Annotated in this window: 12 protein-coding genes; 6 read left to right on the top strand and 6 right to left on the bottom strand. The window is 72.8% G+C overall.

Annotated features, from left to right (window positions below; genetic code table 11):
• Positions 1-34 precede the first annotated feature (34 nt).
• The gene (locus HALOF300_RS05065) at positions 35-538 is read left to right on the top strand and encodes a hypothetical protein (RefSeq protein WP_156739854.1); all 504 of its coding nucleotides are present in this window, start codon (positions 35-37) and stop codon (positions 536-538) included.
• Between the two features lie 205 nt (positions 539-743).
• Here the strand turns inward: HALOF300_RS05065 and HALOF300_RS05070 are convergent, their stop codons facing one another.
• Genes HALOF300_RS05070 through HALOF300_RS05080 form a run of 3 tightly spaced genes read right to left on the bottom strand, consistent with a single transcriptional unit; the run spans position 744 to position 2,987 of the window.
• Complete coding sequence (locus HALOF300_RS05070) at positions 744-1,853, bottom strand: FAD-dependent monooxygenase (protein WP_156739855.1); 1,110 nt, start codon at positions 1,851-1,853, stop codon at positions 744-746.
• Complete coding sequence (locus HALOF300_RS05075; protein ID WP_156739856.1) at positions 1,850-2,731, bottom strand: class I SAM-dependent methyltransferase; 882 nt, start codon at positions 2,729-2,731, stop codon at positions 1,850-1,852. Before HALOF300_RS05075 ends, HALOF300_RS05070 begins: the two co-directional genes overlap by 4 nt.
• Position 2,732: 1 nt before the next feature.
• Positions 2,733-2,987: a DUF4242 domain-containing protein gene (locus HALOF300_RS05080; RefSeq protein ID WP_156739857.1), complete on the bottom strand. Its 255-nt coding sequence runs from the start codon at positions 2,985-2,987 to the stop codon at positions 2,733-2,735.
• Positions 2,988-3,239: 252 nt separating this feature from the next.
• Between HALOF300_RS05080 and HALOF300_RS05085 the strand changes: the two genes are divergently transcribed.
• Positions 3,240-4,862 (top strand): LuxR family transcriptional regulator, encoded by a 1,623-nt coding sequence (locus HALOF300_RS05085; RefSeq protein ID WP_231955066.1) that lies wholly within the window; start codon positions 3,240-3,242, stop codon positions 4,860-4,862.
• Between the two features lie 34 nt (positions 4,863-4,896).
• Here HALOF300_RS05085 and HALOF300_RS05090 read toward each other — a convergent pair whose 3' ends face one another.
• Positions 4,897-5,487, bottom strand: a complete 591-nt coding sequence (locus HALOF300_RS05090; protein ID WP_231955027.1) for an SGNH/GDSL hydrolase family protein — start codon at positions 5,485-5,487, stop codon at positions 4,897-4,899.
• 125 nt (positions 5,488-5,612) lie between these two features.
• Here HALOF300_RS05090 and HALOF300_RS05095 point away from each other — a divergent pair, with 125 nt between their 5' ends.
• Together HALOF300_RS05095 and HALOF300_RS05100 are read left to right on the top strand one after the other, a co-directional pair.
• Positions 5,613-6,371 carry an SDR family NAD(P)-dependent oxidoreductase gene (locus HALOF300_RS05095; protein WP_156739859.1) on the top strand — a complete coding sequence of 253 codons (759 nt, stop codon included), beginning with the start codon at positions 5,613-5,615 and terminating at the stop codon, positions 6,369-6,371.
• On the top strand, positions 6,368-7,360 hold the full coding sequence (locus tag HALOF300_RS05100) for an aldo/keto reductase (protein WP_156739860.1): 993 nt from the start codon (positions 6,368-6,370) through the stop codon (positions 7,358-7,360). The genes HALOF300_RS05095 and HALOF300_RS05100 overlap by 4 nt, the downstream gene beginning before the upstream one ends.
• Positions 7,361-7,405: 45 nt before the next feature.
• On the opposite strand, the gene HALOF300_RS05105 is transcribed toward HALOF300_RS05100, so the two are convergent.
• Positions 7,406-7,849 carry a hypothetical protein gene (locus HALOF300_RS05105; RefSeq protein WP_156739861.1) on the bottom strand — a complete coding sequence of 148 codons (444 nt, stop codon included), beginning with the start codon at positions 7,847-7,849 and terminating at the stop codon, positions 7,406-7,408.
• Positions 7,850-8,049: 200 nt separating this feature from the next.
• On the opposite strand from HALOF300_RS05105, the gene HALOF300_RS05110 reads away from it, so the two are divergent.
• Complete coding sequence (locus tag HALOF300_RS05110; RefSeq protein WP_156739862.1) at positions 8,050-9,729, top strand: DEAD/DEAH box helicase; 1,680 nt, start codon at positions 8,050-8,052, stop codon at positions 9,727-9,729.
• Between the two features lie 164 nt (positions 9,730-9,893).
• Here HALOF300_RS05110 and HALOF300_RS05115 read toward each other — a convergent pair whose 3' ends face one another.
• Positions 9,894-11,570 carry an Ig-like domain-containing protein gene (locus tag HALOF300_RS05115; protein ID WP_231955028.1) on the bottom strand — a complete coding sequence of 559 codons (1,677 nt, stop codon included), beginning with the start codon at positions 11,568-11,570 and terminating at the stop codon, positions 9,894-9,896.
• Positions 11,571-11,833: 263 nt separating this feature from the next.
• Between HALOF300_RS05115 and HALOF300_RS05120 the strand changes: the two genes are divergently transcribed.
• Positions 11,834-14,764 (top strand): glycoside hydrolase family 2 TIM barrel-domain containing protein, encoded by a 2,931-nt coding sequence (locus HALOF300_RS05120; RefSeq protein WP_231955029.1) that lies wholly within the window; start codon positions 11,834-11,836, stop codon positions 14,762-14,764.
• The last annotated feature ends 103 nt before the right edge of the window (positions 14,765-14,867 follow it).

Here is a 14,867-nt window from a genome sequence, read left to right on the forward strand (position 1 = left end):
GGCCCTCGTGCGGCGTGTGAACGGGAGGCGGATCGTGGCAAAGGCAACGCTCGGGAACCTGACGTCCAAGGAGTACGAACTCGTCCTGGAGACGGAGAAGAAGAACCTGGACACCCTCGACGAGGACGGGCTCGACGCGCTCCTGACGAGGGTCCGGCGCACCCGCACGAAGTACGTGAAGCTGCACCGTACGGAGGTCGCCGAGCAGGTACCGGTCAAGGGTGCCCGGGGCGCCGCGAGCCGGGCGCCCCGGCGCAGCGGGGACAAGGCGGAGATCTTCGAGGAGTCGCTGGCCCGGGTCAGCGCCGCGCTGGCGAAGGCGGCTCGGGCCAGTGCCGCCGAACTCAAGGCCGAGCGGCTCGCCGCCGCCGCGGGCACCCCCGCCGAGGCCCCGGCCGCGACAGCCTCCGCGCCCGCGAAGGCCTCCCGCGCGAAGGCCAGCACCAAGGTCGGCTCACGGGCACCGGCCCAGAAGAAGACGGCCGCGAGCAGCAAGGCGCAGGGCGCACGCAGGCAGGCCAAGAGCGACGCGCGCTGACGGGCGTCGAGGCAGTCGGCTCGCGGCGGCTGCCTCGATGTGTTCGTGACCTTCTCGACGCGCCGGACCTCCGCTGACCTGGGCGTTGCGTCACTGACCCGCGGGACGGGTCAGTGACGTAGGAAGTCGGCGAAGCAGGCTGTCGGTGGCGGATGGTTCGGGGCGCACTGACGGTGGCGCCCCCTGCGAACACCGCAGGTGGCCATCATGGTTTCAGGGCCGCGCGGAGCGGACCGTACGCCTTCCGGTAGGCCCGTGGCCCCAGCACCGGCGCGACGGCGTCGCGCACGACGCCCGGGAGCGCGGCGAGTCCGGACATCCTGTCCGTGGCGGCGCGAACGTGCTCCACCCTCGGTCGGCGGATCCGCTCGAAGACGGCGCCGACATCGGCCCAGTCCCGCTGCGGGGTGAGGGACAGCAGTTCACCCAGGACGAGCGCGTCCTCGAGGGCCATGGCCACCCCCTGTGCCCACACCGGACCGGTGGCGTGGGCGGCGTCCCCGACGAGTACGAGGCGTCCACGATGCCAGTGCTCCAGGCGCACCTCGTCGACGTCGGAGTGGAAGAGTTCCGCCCCGGTGGAGGCCACGGCCGCGCCCACCACGTCCGGGAACGGCGCCGCCGCCTGCGTGAGCCACGACGGGTCGGGCTCTGTGTGCCCGCCGCGGGTGCGGGCGGCGTACCCGTAGACCTGGCCCGGCGCCACGGGGATCAGCAGGAACGTGACGTCGCGAGCGGACCACGCGGTCCAGCAGTGCACGCCCGGGTTGTCGGTGATGAAGCGCCAACTCGAACTGGACATCGACTGCGACCGCAGTCTGTCCGGGGCGATCGCTGCCCGCATCGCGGACCTCACGCCGTCGGCGCCGATCACGAGGTCGAACAGGAGTGGCCGCGGCACTGCCTCCACGTCGACTTCGACGCCCGACGCCGTCGGTCGGGCCGAGACGGCACGTGCCTGTCGGACGGAGACCGCCGACGGCGGCGCCAGGGCTTCCAGCAGGTCGCCGTGTCGCAGACAGACGGGTTGCCCGACGCCTCGCCAGAAGCGTTCGTCGTCCATCGCGAAGAGGAGACGACCCCTGCCGTTGCGGTACTCACGGCGCAGCACGGGTACCCCGCCGGCCAGCATTTCGGCGGGGACCCCCAGCGCGCCCAGGGCGCGCACCGCGTTGCCGGGCAGGTTGACGCCCATACCCCGGCCGCCGCTCGCGCGTCGCTCCACGAGCGTGCAGTCCACGCCGTGCTTCGCGAGGACCCGGGCGACTGCGCGCCCGGCGATGCCACCGCCGACGACGAGGACCGACCCGGTCACGTCCCGCCGGCCTTCCGGCCCCAGCCGATGTTGAGCGGCGCGGTCAGCACGGCCACGCCGGAGGGGTCTGCGCGGTCACGGATCCGTTCGTCGAGCGATGCGCGGATCTTGGCCCGGTCGGCCGCGCCGACATCTGCCAGGAGGACCGCCGTGATCGGATTGCTGTACATCATCCAGTCCCAGACCTGCCGACCGGTTGCGGCCTCGACCCGTTCCTGCCGGGTGGTGTCGACCCGCACGTCCCGCAGGCCGGCGTCGACCAGACGCCCGTGAAGCACCGCGGGGTCGGAGACCTGGAACTCCAGTGGCGGTGGGTCTGGAAGCCCTTCAAACCCTGGTGCCACGGTCTGGAGGGCGGCCACGAACAACTGCAACGCCTCGAACTCCGCAGGCGAGCCGTAGGCCACGAGCAGCACCCGGCCGCCCGGCCTGGTCACCCGCACCATCTCGCCGAGGGCGGCGGGCTGGTCCGGCACGAGCATCACTCCGAACTGGGATCCGGTCACGTCGAAGCTGTCGTCCGCGAGGCGCAACTCATGCGCGTCCATGACCCGTGCAGACGCGTTGGCCAGCCCCTCGGATGCCGCCCTCGCCTCGAACTGCGCCACCATCGCCGGGGCCCAGTCGGTGGCCAGGACGGTGGCGCCCAGCCGGGCCGCCGCAAGCCCCAGGCCACCCGGGCCGGCGGCGACGTCCAGGAACGACTCATCGGGCCGGAGGCCGACGAGCTCCAGTGCCTCGGCGCAGATCCGCTGCTCGCCGGGCGCGACGTGTTCTGCGTAGCCCGCGGCGATCGCGTCCCAGGCCTCCAGTGGCGCATGGTCCGCGTGCCCCGTGGAGGGCAGTGCGTCCGGGGGCGTCTCCCGCTCGATCGTCATGTCAGTGACCGCCTTCGGTGACCTCGTAGATCTCCTGCGCCACCAATCCGTGCGCCTCGCGGTGCACGTCCGCGGCAACATCAGCGGAGGGCGCATCGACGAGACAGAAGATCTTGCCCGAGGCTTCGTCCACCCAGTAGCGCACGTACTCGACGCCGTGCCCGCCCTGGGTGCGCAGGTCCGCGTCATGGGCTTGGGTCGCGTCGTTGAGCGTGACGGGACCATCCAGCGTGTGGATGTCGAGGAATAGTGGCATGAGCTCGATCCTTCCGAGTTGATCGGGTGGTTTGGTTGCTTGACTCGATCGACGTTAGGACGCGGGCTCGTCGGTACGCATCGGAGGAACCTTCCATCGGTGAGCTGCCGGTGATGGGTCGCATGACCCACGCGCCTGTGCAGTTGACGCTGCATCCGACTCGGCGTCGTGGCCGGTGCCGGCCCGATTCGTCGCCCGTCGACCCCTTCACCGTCGGGAGTATCGTCCGAGGGGGAGGTGATCCCGGTGGGCATGGTCGAGGACCTGAAGCAGGCTCGCTCGCACTACGAGCAGGGCGACTGGGTTGCCGCCGTGGACCTCTGGTCCGGCACTGATCCAGCGGCCATGTGCGCCGACGACCTGCACGGCGCCGGCCTGGCCGCGTACCTGCTCGGGCGCCGGGAGGCCGCCATCGACTTCCACCAGAGCGCCTACACCCGGTACCGGGATGCCGGCGTCGCGGCGGGGGCCGTGCGCTGCAGCTTCCACCTCGCGCTGATCTTCGGCTCCGGCGGTGAGCACGCGCTCGAGAGCGGCTGGACCGCCCGCGCGCAGCGGTTGCTCGAGGACCTCGACGACGACGCCCTCGAGCACGGCTACGTAGCACTGCTGCACATGTATCGGCATCTGGGCTCGGACGATCTGCAGGCCGCATCGGCTGCGGCGACCCGCGCCACGCGGGCGGCGAGGCGGCACCGAGACCCGGACCTGCTGGCCCTCGGGCTGAGTTGTGCGGGCCGGCTCGCGATCTACGCGGGCCGCGTGGCGGAAGGGCTGGCACTCCTCGATGAGGCGATGGCCGGCGCCGCCGCGCATGAGGTGACGCCGGTGGTCTTCGGGCACGTCTACTGCACCGCGATCGAGGGCTGTCAGGAGATCGCCGAACTCGGGCGCGTCGCCGAGTGGACGTCCGCGCTGCATCGCTGGTGCCTTGCCCAACCCGGCCTCGTGGCGTTCACGGGACAGTGTTCGGTGCATCGTGGCCAGCTGATGCGCGTGCACGGCGCGTGGCGGGAGGCGTTGGCGGAGTTCGCGGACGCCATCGAGCGCTATCGCCTGGCCGACTCGTTGGCCGCGGTGGGCGTCGCGGAGTGCGAGCGGGGCGATCTGCTGCGCCAGCGAGGCGAGTTCGACGCCGCCGAGATGGCCTACCAACGATCCGGTGAGCACGGCTACGATCCGCAACCCGGGCTGGCACTGCTGTGGCTCGCGCGCGGTTCGGACGAGGCAGCGGTCGCCGCCGTCCGGCGGCTCGTGACCGAAGCAGCGGGACCGGCCGCCGAGTGCCGGCTGTTGCCGGCCGCCGTCGACGTCCTCGTGGCCGCCGGGGCGATCGACGAGGCCGGTGCCGTCGCGACCCGGCTGGAAGCGCTCGCGGCGCAGGTCGGCACCGAGACGCTGCGGGCCTTCGCGGCGCTGGCGTCCGGCACCGTTGAGCTCGCCGCCGGCGAGGCCGCCGGTGCGCTCCGCCACCTGCGCCGGTCCCGACGCCTGTGGGCGCGCGCTCGCCGACCCTACGAGGACGGCCGGGTCCGCGCCGTGACGGCCCGGGCCCTGATCGCCGTCGGTGACGCGGAGTCGGCGCGGCGGGAGTTGGACGCCGCATGCACGATCTTCCGTGAGCTGGGCGCGACGCCCGCGCTCGAGGAGGCCGAACGACTGCTGCGGCCCGCCGGATACCCGGCCGGATTGACCGGCCGGGAGGTGGAGGTGTTGCGCCTCGTCGCCGCGGGCCGGACCAACAGTCAGGTCGCCGGAGACCTGGTGTTGAGTGAGAAGACCGTCACGCGCCACCTATCGAACATCTTCGCCAAGCTGGAGGTCGGGTCGCGCACCGCCGCGGCCGCCTACGCGTTCGAGCACCACCTGGTCTGACCGGGGCGCCCGTGCTCTCGGGTGCCGGGGATGCTCAGGCGGTGCGGTAGACCTCGAGCCAGCGGTCCGCGAGGAAGCGGTGCCCGTCGGGCGAGGGGTGCACCCCGTCCGCGGCCAGGGCCTCGGCGCCGGTGCGGGAGGCGGCCTGCGCGTACGGCCCGTCGGTGGCGACGAACTCGACCCCGAACTCCTCGGCGAGGCGCCGGACCGCGGCGATCTTGGGGTCCAGGTCCTCCCGCCAGTCCCACTGGTCCGGGCGGACCGGCAGCAGGAACGGCTCCACGAGGAGGATCCGCCCGATGCCGGCCGCCTGGGCGCGGGTGAGCAGGTCGCGGTAGCCGGTCTCATAGGACTCCGCGGACGTCGGGTCGTCACTGTCGTAGCGGCGCCACGTGTCGTTGATGCCGATCATGATCGAGAGCACATCCGGGGCGTGCGCCAGGACGTCCACGTCCCAGCGTGCCTGCAGGTCCACAACCCGGTGGCCGCTGATGCCGGTGTTGATCACCCGCTCGCCCGGCAGATCCGCCGCGACCAGGGCGGCATAGCCGGAGCCCAGGCTGGCGAGGTCGTCACGGTCACGTCCGGCGTCGGTGATCGAGTCACCGGTCAGGAGAATGGTCACGATCGGGCAGCCTACCCATCGACGCCCGAGGGGTGAACACCCTGTGGTCGGTATCCGGACGAACTTCTAGGATGAGCGCGATCGCACGGCGCGGGCGCCGTGCCCATGTTTGCAGAGAGGCACCCATGTCGGACATCCAGGACCTGAAGGTCGTCATCACCGGGGGAGCGGCCGGCATCGGTGCGGCCACCGCCGCGGAGTTCCTCACGCAGGGGGCGCGGGTGGCGGTCCTGGATCTGACCGAGTCGCCGGACGAGGGTGTCGCCTCCTTCGTCTGTGACATCACCGACGAGGGCGCCACCAGGGCGGCCATCGCCGCCGCGGCCGAGGCCCTCGACGGCATCGACGCAATCGTCAACAACGCCGGCATCGGCGCCCAGGGCACCGTCGAGGACGGCGACCTGGACCTCTGGCGCAAGGTGCTCGACGTGAACGTCGTCGGCATGGCCTGCGTCACCCGGGCCGCGCTGCCCTACCTGCGCGCCTCGGACCGGGCCGCGGTCGTGAACATGTCCTCGATCGTCGCGCTCGTCGGCCTCGTGCAGCGGGCCGCGTACGCGGCGAGCAAGGGCGCGGTGCTGGCCCTGACCAAGGCGATGGCCGCCGACCACGTGGGCGAGGGCATCCGGGTCAACTGCGTGGCCCCGGGCACCGTCGGCACCGAGTGGGTCGGCCGGCTGCTCGCGAACGCCGCGGACCCGGTGGCCGAGCGCGCCGCCCTCGAGGGCCGCCAGCCCATGGGCCGGCTGGTGGCGCCGGAGGACGTGGCCAAGGCCGTCGTCTTCCTGGCCTCCCCGGCCAGCGGGTCGGTGACGGGCACCTGCCTGTCCGTGGACGGCGGTACGTCCGGGATCCAGCTTCCCCGCCCCACGCCGGCGACGTGATCGACCTTCCCCCGGTCGGCGTCGGCGGGGCCGCGTTCGGCAACCTGTACGGACCGGTGCCGGACGCCGTCGCCGAAGGGATCCTCGACGCCGCCTGGGATGCCGGGCTGCGCTACTTCGACACCGCGCCGCACTACGGACTCGGCGCGAGCGAGGAACGCCTCGGTGCCCTCCTCGCGCAGCGGCCGCGCGAGGAGTACGTGCTCTCGACCAAGGTGGGCCGGCTGCTCGAACCCAACCCCGACCACGTGCCCGGCGAACTGGACACCGAGAAGGGGTTCTGGGTGCCGACCACCCGCCGTCGGGTCGTGGACCTGACCCCGGCCGGGATCCGCGCCAGCCTCACCGCGAGCCTGGAACGCCTCGGCCTCGACCGCGTCGACGTGGCCTACCTGCACGACCCCGAGGAGTATCCGCGTGCCGACGCGCACGCCGCCGTCAGGACCCTGATCGAGCTGCGCGAGGAAGGCGTGGTCGCCGCGATCGGAGCCGGCGCGAAGGACGTCGAGGTGCTCGTCGACCTGGTGCGTGGCGCCGCCCCGTCGGCTGGGCGCGGCGGGCACGGGCTCGACCTGGTCATGGTCGCCGGCCGCTACACCCTGCTGGAGCAGCCGGCCTGGCCCGACCTGGTGCCGACCTGTGCCGGGCACGGGGTGGGGATCGTGAACGTGGGCGTGTTCAACTCGGGGCTGCTCGCGCGCCCGCAGGTGGCGCCCGACGCCCACTACGAATACGGGCCCGCGCCCGCCGCCATCATCGAGCGCGCGAACGCGATCGCCGGCGTCTGCGCCCGGTTCGGAGTGGACCTGCCGACCGCGGCCGTGCACTTCGGGAGCCGGGCCCGGGGCGTCGTCAACGCCACGTTCGGCCTCAGCTCCGCCGCCGAGGTGCATCAGCTCACGGAGCGACTGGCCACCCGCGTCGACGACGGGCTGTGGGCCGCGCTGATCGTGGACGGGCTACTGCCCGACGGCGTGATCGCGCCCTAGTTTCTGGCGTCACCCTGGCAGGTGGGGCGTCTCGGGGTGAGGCGCCTACGCGCCCACGTAGAAGAACTGCTCCGCGGGGCAGGTCTCCGGGATCTCGACGCGGTTGTCCTCACGCAAGGGTCCGGAGCCGAGCCCACCACCGAGTTCGATCTGTTCCCCGACCGTCACCGACATGCCCTGGATACGCAGGGTCTGACCGTCCCACTGCACCTCCGGCCACGGGAACACCGGCGTCACCTCCATGGGCTGCGACGGGTCGGCCTCCAGCGGCACCTCGGTGCGGACCACCAGGCAACCGCCGTCGAGGACCAGGGTCCCGACGAGCAGAGCACCGTCCCCGCCCTCGGCGTCCTCGGCGGCCCAGGTCGCCAGCGCGTCGGGTCGGTCCGCGTCCGACGGCTCGCCGGAGCCACCCGCGCACGCACTGACGGCGACCGCCAGCGCGCAGGCGAGCAACGCCGTCGTACCCGAACGAATCACCGTGATCACCGCGCCTGCCTCCTGCCCTCCATTGTGACACTTCTCACGTCATTCGTTGAATGACCGCGCCATGGGGGATGATGGACCTCAGGCGCGCATGGTTCGCGCCGGCATCGCGGTTCTTCATGCGCCGGCCACTCGGCCAGGCAGCACCAGTGTCGACCACTGCGGTGAACCCAACGAACGAGAGAAACAACTCCTTGTCATCAATGACTCCTGCCCAGACGCCGTCCTTCTCGGCTCTGGGCGTTCCGGCTGCGCTGGTCAAGTCCCTGACCGAGCGCGGCATCACCGAACCCTTCCCCATCCAGACCGCCACCCTGCGGGACACCCTCGCCGGGCGCGACGTGCTCGGCCGCGGCCGCACCGGTTCCGGCAAGACCATCGCGTTCGCGGTGCCCCTCGTGGCGCGGCTGACCGACGGCCGCCGGGCCGCCTCCCGTAAGCCCCGCGGGCTCGTGCTCGCCCCGACCCGTGAACTCGCCAGCCAGATCGGCGAGACCATCGCTCCGCTGGCGGCCGCCGCCGGCCTTCGCCACACCGTCATCTTCGGCGGCGTCGGCCAGGGCAAGCAGGTCACCGCGCTGAACGACGGCGTCGACATCCTGATCGCCTGCCCGGGCCGCCTCGAGGACCTCAAGGGTCAGGGGCACCTGAACCTGGACAACATCGAGATCGCCGTGCTCGACGAGGCCGACCACATGGCCGACCTCGGCTTCCTGCCCGCCGTGAAGCGGATCATGGACGCCACCCCGCGCGGCGGCCAGCGGATGCTGTTCTCCGCGACGCTCGACAACGGCGTGGACATCATCGTCAAGCGCTACCTGACCGACCCGCTGACCCACTCGGTGGACTCGGCCTCGTCCCCGGTCGCGGCCATGGAGCACCACATCTTCGAGGTGTCCGGTGCGGACGCGAAGCGCGACCTGATCGAGCAGCTCGCCGCGGGGACCTCCCGTCGACTGCTGTTCACCCGCACGAAGCACCAGGCCAAGAAACTGGCCCGGCAGCTCACCGCGAGCGGGATCCCCGCCGTCGACCTGCACGGGAACCTGTCCCAGAACGCCCGCGAACGCAACCTCGACGCGTTCTCCACGGGCGCCGTCAAGGTCCTGGTCGCCACGGACATCGCCGCGCGCGGCATCCACGTCGACGACGTCGAGCTCGTCGTCCACGTCGACCCGCCGGCCGAGCACAAGGCGTACCTGCACCGCTCCGGTCGCACCGCCCGGGCCGGCTCCGGCGGCACCGTCGTCACGCTCATGCTCCCCGAGCAGCGGGGCGACGTGCGCCAGCTGACCCGCGCCGCGAAGATCACGGCCTCCCCGGTGCGTCCGGACGCGGCCGCCGTGGCCAAGCTCGTCGGTGACGTCGCCGTCAAGGTGGACCCGGCACGAGCCCCCGCAGCAGCGGCGACTGCGCCCGCGCCGTCCGGTCCCGGCCGCGGCCGCTCCGGTAGCGGCGGTCGTGGCGGTGAGCGCTCCGGCGCCGGCGCCCGTACCGGTGGCCGCTCGCGCGGTGCCCGATCGCAGGGCGAGGGCGCGGGTTCGCGTTCCGGCGGCGCGTCCGACGGCGGCCGTTCCGGTGGCGGTCGCTCCGGCGCCCCGACCGGTGGCGGCCGTTCCGGTGGCGGCCGTTCCGGTGGTGGTCGCTCCGGCGCCCCGACCGGTGGCGGACGTTCCGGTGGGGGACGCTCCGGCGGCTCGTCGTTGACGTACTCCACCAGCAGCGGTGGCTCCAGCACCGGCGGCCAGACTCGTTCGGGCATGCAGGCATCCTGGGCCGGTGAGCGACCGGCAGCCGCCGGCTCCGGCGGCGGCGCGGCGCGGGGCAGCCGCGGCGGGCGCCGTTCCGGCCGCCCGGCCGGCTCCCCGGCACAGGGTCGCTGACCCAGCACCGGCAACCACACCGAGCTCGAGGCCCTCGTCCTGACGGATGGGGGCCTCGAGCCGTCTGGCGTCACGCGAGCGCGGCGAGATCCGAAGGTGCCGACGGCCGACGGCGACGCACGAGCATCGCCGACGGCCGCCGTCGAGCGTTGGTTCGGCGGTGCTCAGCCGACCAGTCGGCGGCGCAGCAGCAGCAGCACGGCCCCACCCACGAGCAGCGCGACGGCCGGTGCCAGGAGTGACATCTGTGCGCCCGTCGCGGCGAGCTCGGGTCCGGTCTCGGGTGCCGCGGCGGGTGGGTCATCGGTCGGCGCCACGACCTCGGCCACCGTGATGACGAGTTCCTGGGCGGACGCGGCGTAGTCGGCGTCGCCGCTGTAGGTGGCGGCCAGCGTGGCCGTTCCGGCCGGCCCCGCCGTCCAGGCGATGGTGGCGACACCGCCCGACACGACGGCGGTGCCGATCTCGATGCCGTCGGCGGAGAACGTCACGGTCCCGGACGGCGTCGGTCCTGCCGGCGGGGTGACGGTTCGGCTCCCGGCACCTGCCCCCGCGGGTGCGACGACCTCGGCCCCGGCTCCGGTCACGCGTGCCGTCAGCGTCACCGACTGGCCTTCGGTCGGCGCAGAAGGGTCCGCGGACAGGGTGGTCGTCGTGCTCGCACTGGTGGCCATGGCCACAGTCACCGTCAGGGCCTCGGCTGTGGCTGCCGCGTGTATTGCATCACCGGAGTAGGTCAGGTCGAACTGGTAGGTCCCGGGGGTTGGTGGGACGAAAGTCGTCTCGGCCGTCCCGGCGTAGGGGAAGTCCCCGGCCGTGGTCACGGGCAGTTCGGCGATGGTCTCGCCGGACCCATCGTGCGTCGCCGTGATGGTCAGGGTGCCGCCGCCGCCCGGCGCGTCGAACTGGTGGATCAGGCCGGTCAGGGAGATGGGCTCGCCTGCCACCGCGTCCACGGTCGTGGTGCTCAGGTGTGCGGCGGTGCCCAGGTTGGCGTAGCCGATGGTGATGAATCCCGCGCCGGTGCTCGCCGACTCGGTCGTGACCGTGATGCCGTCGCCGACGAATCCGGAGCCGCCGCCGCCGCCGCGGAAGGGCTGCTGCGCTCCGGCTCCGCCGAAGTAGCCGCCGCCTCCGCCGCCGCTGCCCTGGCCCTCGGTGTTGGCGCCCTGCTGGCCCTGTCCCGGGATGAAGTCGGTGCCGTCGAACGTGGCGGGCAGCGGCGAGGCGGTGTCGTAACCGGCTGCGGTCACGCTGGCGCCCGCGACATGGGTGCCATCGACCGCAGGGTCGGCGTCGGGTCCGGAGCCGGTGAAGCCACCAGCCCCGCCGTAGCCGTTGCCGCCGTAGGCCTCCCTGTCACTGCCATCGCGGCTGCCTCCTCCGCCGCCGCCGGCGGCGAGCAGCAGGTCCCAGTCCCCGGGTCGCTCGGCGAAGAGGAAGCTGCCGCCTCCGCCGCCGCCGCCATAGCCGTCGCCGTAGCTGCCGGCGCCGCCGCCGTAGCCGCCGCGACCGCCACTGTGACTGACCTCTCCGACGTCGCCGACCACGAGCGCCAACTGCTGTCCCGGCTCGACGGCGATCGTCGCCTCGGCGCGGCCGCCGGCGCCGCCGTCGGAGAAGTAGTTGCCGCCGGCACCGCCCGCGACGACCACGGTGACCTCCGTGATGTGGTCCGGGACCGTCCACAACTGCGGTGCGCCGGTGACGCCGAAGGTCTGCGTGCACAGGGTCGCCCCATCGCAGGGGTCGCCCTCGGCGGCGACCGCCGGTGGCGCGGCGCCTAGGGCCAGCAGCAGGGCCACGGCAGCAGGAGCGGAGAGTCTCAGGGCACGGCGCATAGCGCACTCCAGGGGTCCGACCGTCCCCCCGTGGGTCGGCAGCACATGAAGACTACGCGTGTGGCCCACCCCACATTCACGAGTCCCAGGATGTGGTCGGGGCGAGGGCCCTGTCCGTCTATCGGTCGCGGTTGTCCCCACGGGCCCGGGCGCGCCTACCCTTGGAGCCATCAGGTCCACCGCGCCGGCTGCGGATCCCAGCGGGAGTCGAACGGTGCGGGACGCGCCAACCGACGACCCCGAGAAACAGCGAGAAGGACACAGTGGCCACTTCCGCCTCCCATCACCTCAGCTACCTGACCGACCCGGACCCGCACACCGGCCGCCTGCCCGCCCGGGCCCGACTGACCAGCGACGCCCCCGCCGTCGACCTGGACGGCGACTGGGCGTTCCGGCTGGCGAGCGACACGCTCGACCTGACACCGGCCGTCGGCGCCGAGGACCTCGACGACACCGCCTGGGACCGGATCACGGTGCCCGGCTCCTGGCAGTTCGTCGGGCTCCCGGGTGAGCCGACGTACTCGCCGCCCGCGTACACCAACGTCGTCTACCCGTTCCCGGTGGACCCGCCGCATGTGCCGGACGCGAACCCGACCGGGGAGTACCGGCGCACCTTCACGGTGCCCGCGTTCGCGCCGGACGCGCGAGCGGTGCTGCGGTTCGAGGGCGTCGACTCCACGTTCGTGGTCTGGGTGAACGGGACCGAGGTCGGCACCAGCGCGGGTAGCCGGTTGGCAGCCGAGTTCGACGTCACCGGCCTCGTCCGCGAGGGTGAGAACACGGTCGCCGTGCGCGTGCACCAGTGGTCCGCCGCGAGCTATCTCGAGGACCAGGACATGTGGTGGCTCTCCGGGATCTACCGCTCCGTGCGGCTGCTGCTGCTGCCCGCCGGCGGCATCGAGGACGTGTTCGCCCACTCCGACTACGACCACACCACCGGCACCGGCACGCTTGCCGTCGAGGTGACCACTCGCGACGGCGCCGCCGCCGTGCTCGACGTCCCCGAGCTCGGCCTGCACGGGGTGGACCCGGCCGGGCCGCACACGCTCGACGTCGAGCCGTGGAGCGCCGAGGTGCCGCGCCTGTACGACGCGGTCCTGCGTACGCCGACCGAGCAGGTGAGGCTGCGCCTCGGCTTCCGCACGGTGCGCGTCGCGGACGGGCTGATCACCGTCAACGGCGCGAACCTCCTGTTCCGCGGCGTGAACCGGCACGAATGGCACCCCGAGACCGGGCGGACCCTCGACCCCGAGACGATGCTCGCGGACGTGCTGCTGATGAAGCGGCACAACATCAACGCCGTCCGCACCTCGCACTACCCGCCGGACGCCCGGTTCCTCGACCTGTGCGACGAGTTCGGGCTCTGGGTCATCGACGAGTGCGACCTGGAGACCCACGGGTTCGGGCTGAACGGCTGGCGCGGCAACCCCAGCGACTCCCCGGACTTCGCCGATGCGCTGCTGGCCCGGATGCGGCGCACCGTGGAGCGGGACAAGAACCACGCCAGCGTCATCGCCTGGTCCCTCGGCAACGAGGCCGGCACCGGTGTGAACCTGGCCGCCATGGCCGCCTGGACCAAGGACCGCGACCCGAGCCGGTTCATCCACTACGAGGGTGACTGGGACTCCAGCTACGTCGACGTCTACTCCCGCATGTACGCCGACCACGCCGAGACGGAGGCGATCGGACGCCGGGCGGAGACCCCGACGACGGACCCGGCGGCCGACGCGCACCGGCGCGGCCTGCCGTTCCTGCAGTGCGAGTACGCGCACGCGATGGGCAACGGGCCCGGCGGGCTCACCGAGTACCAGGAGCTGTTCCACACCTACGACCGGCTGCACGGCGGCTTCGTCTGGGAGTGGATCGACCACGGCATCACCCGCACCACCGAGGACGGCCGGTCCTACTACGCCTACGGCGGGGACTTCGGCGAGGTGCTCCACGACGGGAACTTCATCACCGACGGTCTCGTGTTCCCCGACCGGACGCCCTCGCCCGGCCTGCGCGAGTACAAGAAGGTGATCGCCCCGATCGAGATCGAGACGGTCGACGGCGGCGCGCGGGCGCGGGTCCGCAACCGGTACGCCGTGCTGTCCACCGCCGGCCTGGTGGTGCGCTGGGACGTGGAGGTCGACGGCGAAGTCGTCGCCTCGGGCGACGTGGACCTGCCCGACATCGCAGCCGGGGAGGTCGGCGAGGTCGACCTCTCCCCGGCGGTTGCGGTGGCGTTGCCGGACGGGCTCGACGGCGAGGCCTGGTTGAACCTGCGGGTGCGGCTGGGCGCCGACACGGCCTGGGCCGACGCCGGGCACGAGATCGCCTGGACCCAGTACCTGCTGAGCGACCGCGCCGAGGCCCTGGTGCGCACCGGCGCAGGCGGCGCCGAACGGACCGAGGCGGGCTACGCCGTCGGGCCGGCGCGGTTCGATGCCCGCGGAACCCTGATCGGGCTCGGGGACGTCCCCGTGACCGGGGCCCGGCTCGACCTGTGGCGGGCGCCGACGGACAACGACGTCGGCTGGGACAACGTGGCGGCGGCCTGGCGCAAGGTCGGCCTCGACCGCACCGAACAGCGCACGGTCTCGGTGGACCTCGACGGCGACTCGCTGCGGGTCGTGACGCACACGATGGCGGCCGCGGTCGACGTCGGGATGCGCGCGGTCTGGACGTGGACCGCCACGGCCGACGGGGTGCTGCTGGACGTGGCGACCGAGGCGATCGGCACCTGGACCACCACGGTGCCCCGGATCGGGGTGCGCCTCGGGCTGCCCGTGGCACTGACCGACGTGACCTGGTTCGGGCTCGGGCCCGGGGAAGCGTACGCGGACACCCGGCGGGCGCCGCACGTGGGCAGGTTCGAATCGACCGTGGCGGACCTGCAGACGCCGTACGTGTTCCCCCAGGAGAACGGGAACCGGGCGGACGTGCGCTGGGCCGAACTACGCGACCGCGACGGCGGTGGGGTCGGATTGCGCGCCCCGGACCTGGTGGACCTGACTGTGCGCCCGTGGACGTCGGAGGACCTCGACGCCGGCAGGCACACGACGGACCTGGTGCCGGGCGAGGCGACCTGGGTGAACCTCGACGCCGCGCAGACCGGGATCGGTACGAATTCCTGCGGTCCGGGCGTGCTCGCGCAGCACCGCCTGCTCGCGGCGCCTGCTCGGATCACGGTGGAGCTGCGCACGCTCTGAGCCAGACCTGGGCGGGAGGCGCTACGCCGCGCTAGCGTGTGCGACCACGGACCATTCCGTTCTGCGCGAACGCCGTGCATCCGCGGAAGAGTTCGGCGTGGTC

Source organism: Occultella aeris, from assembly GCF_902703175.1.
Taxonomy (GTDB): domain Bacteria; phylum Actinomycetota; class Actinomycetes; order Actinomycetales; family Beutenbergiaceae; genus Occultella; species Occultella aeris.

What these genes read in the sequence shown, in the direction of transcription:
- HALOF300_RS05075 (WP_156739856.1), bottom strand. Translation starts at nt 2,731, where the DNA reads ATGACGATCGAGCGGGAGACGCCCCCGGACGCACTGCCCTCCACGGGG.
- HALOF300_RS05080 (WP_156739857.1), bottom strand. Translation starts at nt 2,987, where the DNA reads ATGCCACTATTCCTCGACATCCACACGCTGGATGGTCCCGTCACGCTC.
- HALOF300_RS05085 (WP_231955066.1), top strand. Translation starts at nt 3,240, where the DNA reads ATGGTCGAGGACCTGAAGCAGGCTCGCTCGCACTACGAGCAGGGCGAC.
- HALOF300_RS05095 (WP_156739859.1), top strand. Translation starts at nt 5,613, where the DNA reads ATGTCGGACATCCAGGACCTGAAGGTCGTCATCACCGGGGGAGCGGCC.
- HALOF300_RS05110 (WP_156739862.1), top strand. Translation starts at nt 8,050, where the DNA reads ATGACTCCTGCCCAGACGCCGTCCTTCTCGGCTCTGGGCGTTCCGGCT.
- HALOF300_RS05115 (WP_231955028.1), bottom strand. Translation starts at nt 11,570, where the DNA reads ATGCGCCGTGCCCTGAGACTCTCCGCTCCTGCTGCCGTGGCCCTGCTG.